At 40.2% G+C, this 13,443-nt stretch carries 13 protein-coding genes; 4 read left to right on the top strand and 9 right to left on the bottom strand.

The annotated features are described in order from the left end of the window. Positions 1–308: 308 nt before the first annotated feature. Genes recG through asnC form a run of 3 tightly spaced genes read right to left on the bottom strand, consistent with a single transcriptional unit; the run spans position 309 to position 3,636 of the window. A complete protein-coding gene (gene recG, locus J8L73_RS19025; protein ID WP_211019426.1) occupies positions 309–2,390 on the bottom strand; it encodes an ATP-dependent DNA helicase RecG in 2,082 nt (693 codons plus the stop codon). 59 nt (positions 2,391–2,449) lie between these two features. After that, positions 2,450–3,136 carry a tRNA (guanosine(18)-2'-O)-methyltransferase TrmH gene (gene trmH, locus J8L73_RS19020; protein ID WP_058548752.1) on the bottom strand — a complete coding sequence of 229 codons (687 nt, stop codon included), beginning with the start codon at positions 3,134–3,136 and terminating at the stop codon, positions 2,450–2,452. 41 nt (positions 3,137–3,177) lie between these two features. Further along, complete coding sequence (asnC, locus tag J8L73_RS19015) at positions 3,178–3,636, bottom strand: transcriptional regulator AsnC (protein WP_138683883.1); 459 nt, start codon at positions 3,634–3,636, stop codon at positions 3,178–3,180. A gap of 195 nt (positions 3,637–3,831) precedes the next feature. On the opposite strand from asnC, the gene asnA reads away from it, so the two are divergent. Then, positions 3,832–4,827 carry an aspartate--ammonia ligase gene (asnA, locus tag J8L73_RS19010; RefSeq protein WP_211019424.1) on the top strand — a complete coding sequence of 332 codons (996 nt, stop codon included), beginning with the start codon at positions 3,832–3,834 and terminating at the stop codon, positions 4,825–4,827. Positions 4,828–4,859: 32 nt separating this feature from the next. Here the strand turns inward: asnA and J8L73_RS19005 are convergent, their stop codons facing one another. From J8L73_RS19005 to J8L73_RS18980, 6 genes are all read right to left on the bottom strand, one after another. Further along, positions 4,860–6,467 (bottom strand): FapA family protein, encoded by a 1,608-nt coding sequence (locus J8L73_RS19005; RefSeq protein ID WP_211019421.1) that lies wholly within the window; start codon positions 6,465–6,467, stop codon positions 4,860–4,862. 146 nt (positions 6,468–6,613) lie between these two features. Beyond that, positions 6,614–7,006, bottom strand: coding sequence for a RidA family protein (locus J8L73_RS19000; RefSeq protein WP_024600049.1), 393 nt, complete (start codon positions 7,004–7,006; stop codon positions 6,614–6,616). A gap of 12 nt (positions 7,007–7,018) precedes the next feature. Continuing rightward, positions 7,019–9,124, bottom strand: coding sequence for a bifunctional GTP diphosphokinase/guanosine-3',5'-bis pyrophosphate 3'-pyrophosphohydrolase (gene spoT, locus J8L73_RS18995; protein WP_211019420.1), 2,106 nt, complete (start codon positions 9,122–9,124; stop codon positions 7,019–7,021). A gap of 128 nt (positions 9,125–9,252) precedes the next feature. Continuing rightward, positions 9,253–9,528 (bottom strand): DNA-directed RNA polymerase subunit omega, encoded by a 276-nt coding sequence (rpoZ, locus tag J8L73_RS18990; RefSeq protein ID WP_058548747.1) that lies wholly within the window; start codon positions 9,526–9,528, stop codon positions 9,253–9,255. A 124-nt stretch (positions 9,529–9,652) separates the two neighbouring features. Next, a complete protein-coding gene (gmk, locus tag J8L73_RS18985; RefSeq protein WP_211019419.1) occupies positions 9,653–10,273 on the bottom strand; it encodes a guanylate kinase in 621 nt (206 codons plus the stop codon). A gap of 119 nt (positions 10,274–10,392) precedes the next feature. Next, positions 10,393–11,253, bottom strand: coding sequence for a YicC/YloC family endoribonuclease (locus J8L73_RS18980; protein ID WP_211001770.1), 861 nt, complete (start codon positions 11,251–11,253; stop codon positions 10,393–10,395). A gap of 163 nt (positions 11,254–11,416) precedes the next feature. Here J8L73_RS18980 and rph point away from each other — a divergent pair, with 163 nt between their 5' ends. The 3 genes from rph to J8L73_RS18965 all read left to right on the top strand — a co-directional run bounded on the left by rph (position 11,417) and on the right by J8L73_RS18965 (position 13,235). After that, positions 11,417–12,130 carry a ribonuclease PH gene (rph, locus tag J8L73_RS18975; protein ID WP_104641824.1) on the top strand — a complete coding sequence of 238 codons (714 nt, stop codon included), beginning with the start codon at positions 11,417–11,419 and terminating at the stop codon, positions 12,128–12,130. Between the two features lie 12 nt (positions 12,131–12,142). Next, positions 12,143–12,787, top strand: a complete 645-nt coding sequence (gene pyrE / locus J8L73_RS18970) for an orotate phosphoribosyltransferase (protein ID WP_211019417.1) — start codon at positions 12,143–12,145, stop codon at positions 12,785–12,787. Between the two features lie 64 nt (positions 12,788–12,851). After that, positions 12,852–13,235, top strand: a complete 384-nt coding sequence (locus tag J8L73_RS18965) for a diacylglycerol kinase (protein WP_211019415.1) — start codon at positions 12,852–12,854, stop codon at positions 13,233–13,235. The last annotated feature ends 208 nt before the right edge of the window (positions 13,236–13,443 follow it).

Here is a 13,443-nt window from a genome sequence, read left to right as displayed (position 1 = left end):
GATACGCGTAATTGATAGACACTCATCAAGCCCCTATCACGTAGGACTGGCGAGCGTAACGACTCTGGATACAACGATAGTGTAGCATTTGCTATTTGGCTTCCCAACACGGTGAGCATTATGACACCCTACAGCTGCGTCAAGTAAGACAAACCTAACTTGAAAGCGTCGAGCTTTTTATGCTTGAAGGAAAGTGAGTAATTAACTTTTTTATTAATTAGCTCCCAAGTACCTCCAGCCAAGAGGTGAGCTTCTACATTTAGTAAATTATATATTGTGTAGAGTAATGCCGGAATGTGTATGGCGGGTTATGCTTGTGCGTAGTTTGATTTATTGCCTAACCAACGTTGAATGAGAGGCTCTACTAAATTAGGGTGCTGTTTGAGCATTTGTTGAGCGATAGGTCTAACTTGGTTTAGTGTTTGTTTATCTCGTGTTAAATCTGCTATTTTAAATTCTGCTAAGCCTGTTTGTTTAGTGCCAAGTACTTCACCTGGGCCGCGTATCTCTAAATCGCGCTCTGCGATGACAAATCCGTCGTTACTATCTCTTAATACACCTAAGCGCTTTTGCGCAGTATGAGATAGAGGGGCGTGATATAAAAGGACGCAGTGCGATGCTGTGGCACCACGACCTACTCGACCACGTAATTGGTGTAACTGTGCTAAACCCAAGCGCTCAGGGTTTTCTATTATAATTAAGCTAGCGTTTGGTACATCTACGCCGACTTCAATAACCGTGGTAGCGACTAAAACGTGGATATTACCCGCTTTAAATTCACTCATAATGGCCTGTTTTTCTGCTGATTTCATACGCCCGTGCACTAAACCTACATTTAATTCAGGGAGTGCCTCTTTTAATTGCAGAGCGCTATCTTCTGCAGCTTGACATTGGAGAGCTTCAGATTCGCCAATAAGTGTACAAACCCAGTAAACTTGTCTGCCTTGTTCATTACAAGCCAACCTAACGCGCGCTATTATATCGTCTCTGCGAGTATCGGGAAGTGCTACTGTGGTTATGGGCGTACGCCCAGGTGGTAACTCATCTATCACAGAGGTTTCTAAATCAGCATAAGCGGTCATGGCAAGCGTCCGTGGAATAGGCGTTGCTGTCATGACTAATTGATGAGGGTAGCAATCACCAAACTTGCCTTTTTCGCGAAGAGATAGGCGCTGATGCACACCAAAGCGATGTTGTTCATCAATGATTATAAGCACTAAGTTATTAAATTTAACTTCGTCTTGAAATAAAGCGTGAGTACCTACAATCATTTGGGCTTCACCAGAGGCTATTTTTTCAAGTGTTTCTACGCGCTCTTTACCCTTTGTTTTACCGCCAAGCCAAGCAACTGTTATACCTAGTTGATTAAACCAAGCCGTAAAATTAACACCATGTTGTTCTGACAGAATTTCTGTTGGTGCCATTAAAGCAACTTGAAACCCTTGAGCTATAGCTGTTAATGCACTAAGTGCTGCTACTAGTGTTTTGCCTGAACCTACATCGCCTTGCACTAGACGCATCATGGGGTGAGCGTGTTGCATATCACCTTTGATTTCAGCCACTACACGGCTTTGTGCATTGGTTGGTGCAAAAGGAAGTTGTTCTAAAAATTGGCTTTCTAGAGTGTTTACTGGATTTAAAGCTACGGCTTTAACTTGTTGCCCTTGTTCGCGTACTTTTAATAAACTGAGGTTTTGCGCAAGTAATTCTTCAAATACGAGACGTTGCTGGGCAGGGTGAGTACCTTGCTCAAGTGCAGTTACATCAACATCATTTGGTGGGCGATGCAGTAATAATAAAGCGTCACTTAATGCCATACTTGATGGCTGCCACTTTACAGGTAGTAGTTCATCTACTGAATATTTGTTGAGTAAATTAATAGCCTGATCACTTAGAGCCCTAATTGATAATTGCTTTAACCCCTCTGTTGTTGAATATACAGGGGTAAGCGTCGTAGCGGTAGGTTGCTCATCAGGTGTATCACTAATACTATATTCTGGATGACTCATTTCAAAGCCAACACGCCCGCGGCGTATTTCACCAAAACAACGTATTATTTTACCGGCACTAAATGCGTTTTTTTGCGCTGCGGTAAAATTAAAAAAACGTAATGTTAGTCTACCTGTACCATCGTTTATTTGAACAACTAGCATACGCCTTTTTCCAAATGTTATTTGGCTAGTTTCAATGGTTGCTTCGACACTTACATGACTGTGTAGTGCAAGCTCATTAATGGCGTAAAGGCGAGTTCTGTCTTCGTATCTAAGAGGAAGGTGGAATAGCATGTCTTGTACTGTAATAATGCTTAGCTTTAACAAACGCTCAGCCATTTTTGGGCCGACCCCTTTGAGTTCTGTAATTGGGTATTGGTTTAAGCTAGGTTTAGACAAGTTTGATCTAATCTTATTATATGTGAGTGAGTTAAGTGTACTTACAGAGCCTTAGTCCATCAAGTATGTTTTAACGCTTGCCAAAATTGTTCACTCGCAATTATCTCACCATTTTCATCAAGTGGCGGGTAAGGCAACTTTTTCATTCTGCATTGTTTGGCAATAACAGGGTGGTAGCCTTCAAAATACATAGGGTGCTTAATTTCATCACTTAACATATTACGGTTATACATACCGGCTTTTTGTCGTTGGTTTTGTGCTTCAAATAAAATAAGTGCTGCAGCAACGGATACATTAAGTGACTGCACCATACCTTGCATTGGAATAATAATATTTTGATCTGCATGCTTTAACGCATGCTCAGAAATCCCTGTTTTTTCTTGACCTACAATAATTGCTGTTGGTTTTGTGTAGTCGATTTCTGTGTAATTGACGGCATCTTCACTAAGGTGAGTTGCTAGTATTTGTACATCAGGGTTATGCTCACGCATTAAAGCAACAGCATCATCAATATTTTTGTGAAGGTGCGTATCTAGCCAATTTTTGCTGCCACCAGAGGTATTGTTAGTTAACCATTTTTGGTTTTCTGGCCACACAGCATGAACATGGTGGCAACCAACAGCGTCGGCGCTTCGCACAATAGCAGATAAATTGTGGTGTTTATGTACGTCTTCTAAACATACGGTTAAGTCTGTTTGACGGCGTGAAAGTACACCCTCAATTCTTTGATAGCGAGTTTGCTGCATGGTTATCCTCTTTTTTTGGCAATTATACGAGATTTTTGCGCTTAAGGCATTACCGTACGGCTAATTGGGTTTTGCAGAGAAATTAGGGTTTCTGTTGATTGAATTGCCTCTATTGCTTGTATTTTATTAATCAACACATCTTGCAGATGATCAATTGATTTCGTCATTACTTTTATAAATATACTGTAGTTGCCCGTGGTGTAATAAGCTTCTACTACTTCCTCTAGAGCTTCTAATTTAATAAGTGTTTGTGGGTAATCGCGTGCGTTACTTAAGTTAATACCTATAAAACAACATACATCGTAACCAAGCTGTTTAGTATCAATCGTTAATTGGGTTCCGGTGATTATGCCTGCTTGCTTCATTTTTTCTATTCGCACGTGAATCGTACCCGCACTAACGTTGAATTTTTTTGCTAATTCCGCATAGGCTGTACGGGCATTTGCCATTAATGCGTGAAGTATCTGTTTATCGAGATTATCGATTAAATAATTATTCATTATATTATCTCACTTAAATTAGTGAATTCTCATTTTAATAGGCCTTAAATTAATTGATTTAATAAGATAAAGCTATTTTTATTGTGGGTTATTGAATTAAAAGTTTAAATCGTTACAGTAACCTCATTAAAGGCGCCAGTGAGGTGCTTTTCATAAATAAGCAAGTAACAATAACTGGGAATGAGGCCAATTATTATGAGTTCACACTATGTGCAGCAACAGCAGCAAATAAGCAAAGTTAAGCAGTTTTTCTCGCAGCAATTAGAGCAGCAATTAGGGCTAATTGAAGTACAAGCCCCTATTTTGGCTAAAGTGGGGGACGGCACACAAGATAACCTTAGCGGCCACGAAAATGCAGTTGCTGTAAATGTTAAAGCGATAAGTGATAGCAGCTATGAAGTTGTGCACTCGCTAGCTAAATGGAAACGTAAAACGCTAGCTACTTATGGCTTTTCTGTAGGTGAAGGTATTTATACACAGATGAAAGCGCTGCGCCCAGATGAAGATTCACTGAGCCCTATCCATTCTGTATATGTTGATCAGTGGGATTGGGAAAAAGTAATTTGCCAACGTAGTGAACGTACGCTCTCTACATTACAAGGTACAGTAAAAGCCATATATAAAGGCTTAAAGCAAACAGAGCAGTTTGTAAGTGAAAACTTTGCTATAGCCCCATTTTTACCAAGTGATATAACGTTTGTACATAGTGAAGATTTACGTAAAATGTATCCTGACTTTAGCGCTAAGCAACGAGAGAAAGCGATTGCGCAAGAGTATGGTGCGGTATTTTTAATTGGTATTGGTGGTGCATTGGCTGATGGAAAAATCCATGATGTAAGAGCGCCTGACTACGATGATTGGTCAACCGAAACAATTGATGGTTACAACGGGTTAAATGGCGATATTTTAGTGTGGAACCCTGTGTTAGAGGATGCCTTCGAAATATCATCTATGGGAATACGCGTAAGCCCAGAAGTATTAAAGGCGCAACTGAGCATAACTAATGATGAAGAGCGTTTAGAATTTGATTGGCATAAAGCGCTTTTACAAGGCGAGTTCCCACAAACTATAGGTGGTGGAATAGGGCAGTCGCGTTTAGCTATGTTATTGCTTCAAAAACAACATATAGGACAAGTACAAGTTGGTGTGTGGCCGCAGCATACACATGATGCAGTCGTTGGTTTGCTGTAAAATATAATGAGTGCTTTGTGAGCACTCATTACTTAATGCGTTTTAAATTCTACTTCAATTTTATTATTTATAAGTTTTACATTACATGGTGGGTAGTTGCGCGTAGTTTTGAGTACTTTATCAAAAATATGAATTTCTACCCCCGAGTGTAACACTAAGTTCACAGCTAGGTTGGCATCGCTCAACAGGTCGTGCAGGTCATGATCTAATGCTGATAGGCGTTTTTCTAGTTGCTCTGCTTGTTGGCAATAATGTTGCTGAGTTGCGCCAATTTTAGTAATTAACAGTTTCTTTTTTTCTGCATCTTTTACTAAGTCTGTTTTTTCTAGAGCGGCTTGAAGTGTATCTAGCTGCTCATCTGTTTTAGCTAAGTCTCTAAAGCAATTGTCTGTGTTAGCTGTAATCTCTGCTCCCGATGCCGCCAAGTTAATAGTCATTTTAGCACCTGACTCATTACCAATCTCACCGGCGATTAATGTTGTGGCATCAAGTATTTCACCACCAAATATTTTACCTTTAGGGGCATCAGATTGGCCAACCTGCAACAACCGTTTTGCTTTCATTACGCAGTGGCTTGTTTGGCGTTCAATAAAAATATTGTGAGCCTCTAAGTAGCAATATTGTGAGTGAGACACATGAATATCACCCTGGGCAATTAACTTACAAGAAAGCGTTTTATCATCAGCTTTTTGATGGCCAATAATACCTTGCTTAACAGTAATGTTACCGCCAGCAGTAAGCTCGCCTGATTCCACTGTGCCAAAAATAGTGATGTCGCCTTTAGCGCTTACTTTCATCCCAGGCTCTATATTGCGAGTAACAATGACACTGCCTTCAAAATCAATATGACCGCTTTTAACAGTGACATCTGATATGGTAAAAATATCATCTACGCGCATACCATTATTAATTTCAACAGGTACACCCGCAATAGTAGATACCAGTTCTAGCGGATTAACTTTTGATATTTCAGTGCCTTCACCGGCGACCAACTGTTTGCTATCCCCCGCTTTAGCTGGGAGGATATCGCCTAGTACTGTAAAACCTTCTTTACCTGGAGTCGCTGGTTGTTGGCGAATAAGTACAGAGCCGGGCTCCACACTCGCCAGCTTACCAAAGTCACGCATATCAACACTGCCATCTTCTTTTAGCTTTGGTGCTTTTAAGCGATCTTTTAGAGTTTCTACTGTGGTTATGAGCTTAGTTGCTAAACCGTCACTTGGGAGCCTACCTTTGGCTAAAATACCTTTGACTAATGTTCCGGCTTCGTTATCAAATTGCTTTTGCAATAACTGTTCTAAAAAAGCTTGCTTATATCCACGAACAATACCAGCTTTTATGAGTTGTTTTTTTGCCTCTTCTAAACTTAATAATTTACCGCCCTGAGCAAGTGTAAGCTCGCCTATAGCTTGCATTTTATCATCGCTAATAGTGACATTTAAAATGGCATTATGCTTGGTTGCAACTACAAGTGTTTTATCAGTGCTTTCATTTTTAAAAAAATTGTTAATTGAGTCATGCTCGATTTTACAGTCGCAAAAAGTCGACTTTTCGAGAGCCTCAATAATAAATGCAGCACTAGGAGGTACGAGTGCTCCTATATCGAGTAAAACATTGCCGTTTTGAGCGAGCTTAAACACTAGTTGATCCTTTTCTACTACTTAAGTTAAATTTTTTATAAAACAATTACAGAGTGCTAGAAAATAGTATTTGAGTCAAGAAATGAGAGAAACCGAAGTTTAAAGACAGGAATAAGGCTATGGAGCAGATCCATAGCCTGTCAAGCTTAGTTAGTAGAAGGCAACTCCATAATGCCATCTATCTCAACTTGCGCACCTTTTGGTAACGCTCTAACACCTAATGCTGCGCGTGCAGGGTAAGGCTGTTTAAAGTACTGACTCATTACTTCATTAACTGTAGCAAAATTTGATAAATCAGTAAGGTAGATATTAATTTTTACCAAATCTTGAATTTTTCCGCCAGCTTCTTCACATACTGCAGTAATATTTTTGAATACTTGATGTGTTTGTTCACTAAAATCTTCTGAGATCATTTCCATAGTCTCAGGCACTAATGGGATCTGACCTGATAAGTAAACAGCAGTGCCAACTTTCACTGCTTGGCTATATGTACCAATTGCTGCAGGTGCTTTGTCGGTAGAGATAAATGCTTTGTTCATGTTTTTCCTATTTTACTTTTTACGATAGACTTTTTGCACATCAGGCATAACGCGAATGCGGCGCATAATGTTGGCAACATGGACACGGTTTTTAACGGTGACTCCTAGATCTATCACGTATAAATTACTTTCTTTTTCATCAGTGGCAATTTCTACAATGTTGGCTTGGGTTGTAGCGACGACATTGGTTAATTTAGCTAATGCCCCTTGATGATTAATAATTTCAACTCTTAGAGCTGCAATGTATTCTTTTTCTGGGTTATCGTCCCATTTTACAACTAAGTACTTAGAGCGCTCACTTTCCCAGCCGCGAATGTTTTTACATTCTTGACGGTGAACTGTAAGACCTTTACCTTGGCTAATATGTGCTGTAATAGCATCCCCTGGTACAGGACGACAACATTTAGAGTAATTTACTAACATGCCTTCTGTACCAATAATGGTCGCTTTGGTTTGGTTAGTTATATCTGTTAGATCGTCATTGTCGTTTTGCAATAAACGTTTAGCGATTAATACGCTCATTAAATTGCCAGAGCCAATTTCAACAAGTAACTCAAGTACTGTAGATAGCTCATGTTCTTCAAGTACTCTGGCAATGTTTTCATCGGCAATACTATCGAGCTTGTTTTCGCCTAACGCAGAATCGAGTAAACGGCGACCTAAAAGCATCGCTTCTTCGTGGTGTTGGCTTCTTAGGTAATTACGAACGCCCAACCGAGCTTTACCAGTAACAATAAAGTTTAACCAAGTCGCATTAGGGTGGGCGCCTGAGCTTGTTATTATCTCTATGGTTTGTCCAGTATCAAGCGGTTTACTTAATGGGTGTGGCTTACGGTTAACGCGTGCACCTACACACGTATTACCTACATCAGTATGTACCGCATAAGCAAAATCAACAGCAGTAGCGCCCATTGGTAGCTCTACTATGCGACCATCAGGCGTAAACACGTAAATTTCTTCTGGGAATAACTCCGTTTTTACGTTTTCAACAAATTCGAATGATGAGCCAGCGCTTTGCTGTAGTTCTAATAAACTTTGCATCCATTGACGAGCGCGTTGCTGAGCTGTATTTCCAGCACCATCACCTGCTTTTTTATACATCCAATGTGCAGCAACCCCTTTATCAGCCATATGATCCATATCGTGGGTACGAATTTGAATCTCAACAGGTATTCCGTGCGGGCCAACTAAAGAAGTATGTAAAGACTGATAGCCATTTGTTTTTGGCACCGCAATATAATCTTTAAAGCGCGTTTCAATTGGCTTATAAAGGTTATGTGCAACACCTAACACGCGATAACACGTATCCATAGAATCAACGGCAATTCTGAACGCGTAAATATCCATAACTTCGTTAAATAGCAGCTCTTTATTAAGCATTTTTTTATAAATACTATATAGGTGCTTTTCACGTCCTGATACGGTGGCTTTAATTCCCGACTCTTCAAGACGTGCTTCTATTTCGCTTTGAATATTAGAAATAACTTCTTTACGATTGCCACGCGCTTTAGCAACTTCTGATTTAAGCGCACGGTGTCTCATAGGGTATAAAGCCTGAAAACCTAAATCTTCAAGCTCATTTTTAATATCGTGAATACCTAAACGGTTTGCTATTGGTGCGTAAATCTCGAGCGTTTCGCGTGCTATGCGTCGACGCTTATCAGGGCGTAGGGCGCCCAATGTACGCATATTATGTGTTCTATCAGCAAGTTTGATTAATATAACCCTAATATCTTGGGTCATAGCCATAATCATTTTACGGTAGTTTTCAGCTTGGAATTCTTTTTTATCTTTAAAGCTAAGCTTATCGAGCTTACTTACACCTTCAACGAGTTCGGCCACTGTTTCACCAAAAATTTCAGCTAAATCTTGTTGGCTAAAATCAGTATCTTCAATTACATCATGCATCAGCGCGGCCATGAGCGTTTCATGATCTAGGTGCATTCCTGCAAGAATTTGGCTTACTTCTACGGGATGAGTAATGTAAGGTTCGCCGCTCGAGCGAGTTTGTCCTTCATGGGCCTCTCGGGCTACCACGTAAGATTTTTGAACCAGCTCTACATCAGCAGCGGGCAAGTATTCTGAGATTTTCTTTTTAAGACCTTCAAAAAGATACATTCACACTCCAATGTTCTCGTGAAGCAAATTAGGTAACGGTAAGTTAAGAATATACGATGAAAAGAGAGGATTGCCAACGGGTATAGTAGAAATACTGCGCCGTTGGCTAAATCAGACCGGGAGGTCGATTACTGGTTGCCACCAACAATGGCAGCAACAGCAGCTAATTCAGCTGCTTCTTGGTGTTGTTGTTCTTCACGGTCAATTACGTCCATTGATGAACTATCAACTAAACCTAATTCAATTTCACGTAAAGCAACTACCGTTGGTTTATCGTTTTCAGGATCTACTAGTGGATCTTTACCACCAACAGCAATTTGGCGGGCACGACGAGCCGCAACTAAAATTAAGTCAAAACGATTACCAACTGCATCTACTGCATCTTCAACTGTTACGCGAGCCATCTCAGCACTCCAAAATATTTTAAAAGCAAAGGCGTAGTTTACTCCAAGGAGCAAGTTTCGCCAATAGCCAGTGGTTAATTTTTATCAGTTTTACATATCTAATACTGATTTAAACGCCGCTTAGTTATTTAAGTAAGCTGCTTAGTAAGTTTTGATGGCGGTTTTGCTGCGCTTTTAACGTTAAACGCTGAGCCATCACAATAGTTTCTATATCACTCAGAGCAGTATCAAAATCATCATTTACGATTACAAAGTCGTATTCGTTATAATGCGAGGTTTCTGATTGTGCTTGTGCCATTCGCCCAGCAATTACCTCAGCTGAGTCTTGTCCGCGATTATTTAAACGCTGCTCAAGTTCTTCTTTTGAAGGCGGTAAAATAAAAATGGTCTGTACGCTTGGCATAATCTTACGAACCTGTTGCGCGCCTTGCCAATCAATATCTAAAAATACATCAATACCTGCATCTAGCTGCGATTCAATTGCTTGCTTTGATGTGCCGTAGTAGTTATCAAACACTTGAGCCCACTCATAAAAATCATCTTTGGCAATTAACGCTTTAAATTCATCGGCGCTTACAAAGTGATAGTGGACCGCGTTTTCTTCACCTGGACGAGGGTCACGAGTGGTATGCGATACCGATACTTTCATATCTGCGTGTTTTTTTAGTAATGCATTAATTAAGCTAGATTTACCCGCACCAGAAGGCGCAGATAAGATAAATAAGTTTCCGCGAGTTTGAGCCATGTTTTTCTCTACTTAAAAATAAACAGGCTTGAGTTACAAAAATAACCCAAGCCTTTAATGACACTATTGTACTTTATTTAGCTAATTGTGCTCAAGTGAGTCACAAAATTGAAATAGCATTATTCAATATTTTGAATCTGCTCTCGCATTTGCTCAATGAGTACTTTTAGCTCCACAGCCGCATTAGTAATATCGCTATTAATTGACTTAGAGGCTAAGGTGTTTGCTTCACGGTTAAATTCTTGCATCATAAAATCTAAACGGCGGCCACATGCTCCGCCTTTTTTAAGAATTTTTCGTGTTTCTTTAACGTGCGATTTTAAGCGGTCTAGTTCTTCGGCAACATCTTGTTTTTGAGCAAGGTAAATAAGCTCTTGTTCAAGGCGAGATTCGTCAATGTCTGTTTTTAAGTCTTCAAGCTTTTGGTTAAGTTTTTCACGCTGCCATTTTGCAATCTCTGGCATATGAGTTTCTACTAAATCAACTTGCTCAAGTATTGCATCCAGGCGAGTTGCAATCATTTCTTCTAAATTTGCACCTTCATCACCACGAGCAGATTTAAAATCTTCTATTACTTGGTCAAATCCTGTAATAAGCGCTTTATTTACAGTATCTAAATCTATTTCTTGTGCTTCCATAACACCAGGCCAACGCAATATATCAACAGGGTTAATGTCGCCATTACTTTGTTGCTGCACCCATTTAGCACTATTTATTAATTGCTCAGCGAGTGATTCATTAATTGAAAGCTCGCCAACATGGGCTGGGTTTGCCACAAATTTTAAAAACACTTCAACTTTACCGCGTTGTAGATGCTTACGTAATCGTTCGCGAATCACTGGCTCCATGCCACGAAATTGCTCTGGTGCGCGAATAAATGTTTCAAGGTAGCGCTGGTTCACTGAGCGTACTTCCCAAGTGCCCGTGCCCCAGTCGCCTTTTACTTCGTGACGTGCATAAGCAGTCATACTGTGGATCATGGATAGGTTCCTAAAATTTGTAAATTCAATATTGCAGTGATTATACCGTAACACCACTTAACCTCTAGGGAAAATTTATTAGGCTGAATATTTTACAATCAGCATGGCATCTACCTCCACATGCACTTATAATGTCGCAAATTCAGAATAAAGGGGATCGTCCATGCGTCCAAGCGAAAGAACACCTAACCAAATTAGACCTGTTACATTTACACGTAATTACACTTTACATGCTGAAGGCTCAGTACTAGTAGAGTTTGGTAACACCAAAGTACTTTGTACTGCAACTGTTGAAGCGGGTGTTCCTCGTTTTATGAAAGGTCAAGGCAAGGGTTGGGTTAATGCTGAATATGGCATGTTACCTCGCGCAACGCATACTCGTAATGCTCGCGAAGCGGCACGTGGTAAACAGGGCGGTCGTACAATGGAAATTCAACGCTTAATTGCGCGTGCATTAAGAGCTGCTGTAGACTTAAAAGCGCTTGGCGAAAACACGATTACTATAGACTGTGACGTGATCCAAGCCGACGGCGGAACGCGTACGGCATCTATCAGTGGTGCATGTGTTGCTTTAGTTGACGCGCTTACCCATATGCGTGCAAAAGGGATGATCAATTCAAATCCTCTTAAACATATGATTGCTGCTATTTCGGTTGGTATCTACAACGGCCAAGCAATTAGTGATTTAGAGTATATTGAAGACTCTGCCGCTGAGACTGACATGAACGTAATTTTAACCGAAACAGGTAAAATTATTGAAATACAAGGTACCGCAGAGGGCGAACCATTCTCGTTCGACGAGTTAGATGAGCTACTTACGTTAGCCAAGCATTCAATCCGTGAGATCATCGACGTACAAAAACAAGCGTTAGCATAAGCGAGTAACCCAATGAAAGATTATCAAAAAGAGTTTATTGAATTTGCTCTTGAAAAGCAGGTACTGAAGTTTGGTGAGTTTACCCTTAAATCAGGCCGTACTAGTCCGTACTTCTTTAATGCAGGTCTTTTTAATACGGGTCGTGACTTAGCGCGTTTAGGGCGCTTTTATGCTGCTGCTTTGGAAGATGCAGCAATAGATTACGATGTTTTATTTGGTCCTGCTTATAAAGGTATTCCAATTGCAACAACAACTGCGGTTGCGTTGGCTGATCATTATGACAAAGATGTGCCTTACTGTTTTAACCGCAAAGAGAAAAAAGCACATGGTGAAGGTGGTACGTTAGTAGGTTCGCCATTAAATGGCAAAATTATGCTGGTGGATGATGTGATCACCGCGGGTACTGCTATTCGTGAATCAATGGAAATCATCGCAGATAATGGCGCAGACTTAAGTGGCGTATTAATAGCACTCGATCGCCAAGAAAAAGGTAAAGCAGAGCTTTCAGCTATACAAGAGGTTGAACGTGACTTTGATACTAAAGTGATCTCAATTGTAAAATTGGCAGATCTAATCAGTTACCTTGAAAGCCAAGGCACAATGGATGAACATTTAGCATCTGTTAAAGCATATCGTGATCAATACGGTGTAGCGTAAATATAAATTTTAAAAGCCTCGCTAAGCGGGGCTTTCTTTTGACTATTATTAACAGAGCTAACAAATGAAAGATGTATTCAAGCCAAATGGTCTTGGCCTAAAGCGAGTTTTTAAAGCAACGTATTGTTCTTACCTTGGCTTTAAAGCAGCCTTCAAAGAAGAAGCAGCCTTTAGGCAAGAGCTTGTACTTAGTGTAGTGTTGCTGCCTATGTCATTTTGGTTAGCTACATCAGTATTACATTGGGCATTATTAGTAAGTACATTACTGATCATATTAATTGTAGAACTACTTAATTCAGCAATCGAAGCATTAACAGATCGCGTTAGTACTGAGCGTCATGTGCTATCAGGCCGGGCAAAAGATATGGGATCTGCAGCTGTAACACTTTCATTGTTGATCGTTATGATCGTGTGGGGCGCAAGTTTCTATATAAAGCTGTTTCAATAAACTCTCTATATAAACCAATTAACACACCTAAAATGTTAAAAAAGTGCTAGTTATGTTGTGTTTTTAGCGTATTTAGCTCAAATACTCAGCGAACAGTCATTTATTTAAGGTTTTCTTCAAAAAAGGGTTGATCTGTTTTCGGATCTCCCTATAATGCGACCCCACTGAGACGGCAGAGCAGGCAACGCTTAGCGAGGTAAGCAAACCA

Origin of the sequence: Pseudoalteromonas sp. MMG006, assembly GCF_018101025.1 — a bacterium.
GTDB lineage: Bacteria > Pseudomonadota > Gammaproteobacteria > Enterobacterales > Alteromonadaceae > Pseudoalteromonas.
Note: the sequence above shows the minus strand (reverse complement) of the source record. Positions and strands in the feature narration are given on the sequence as shown.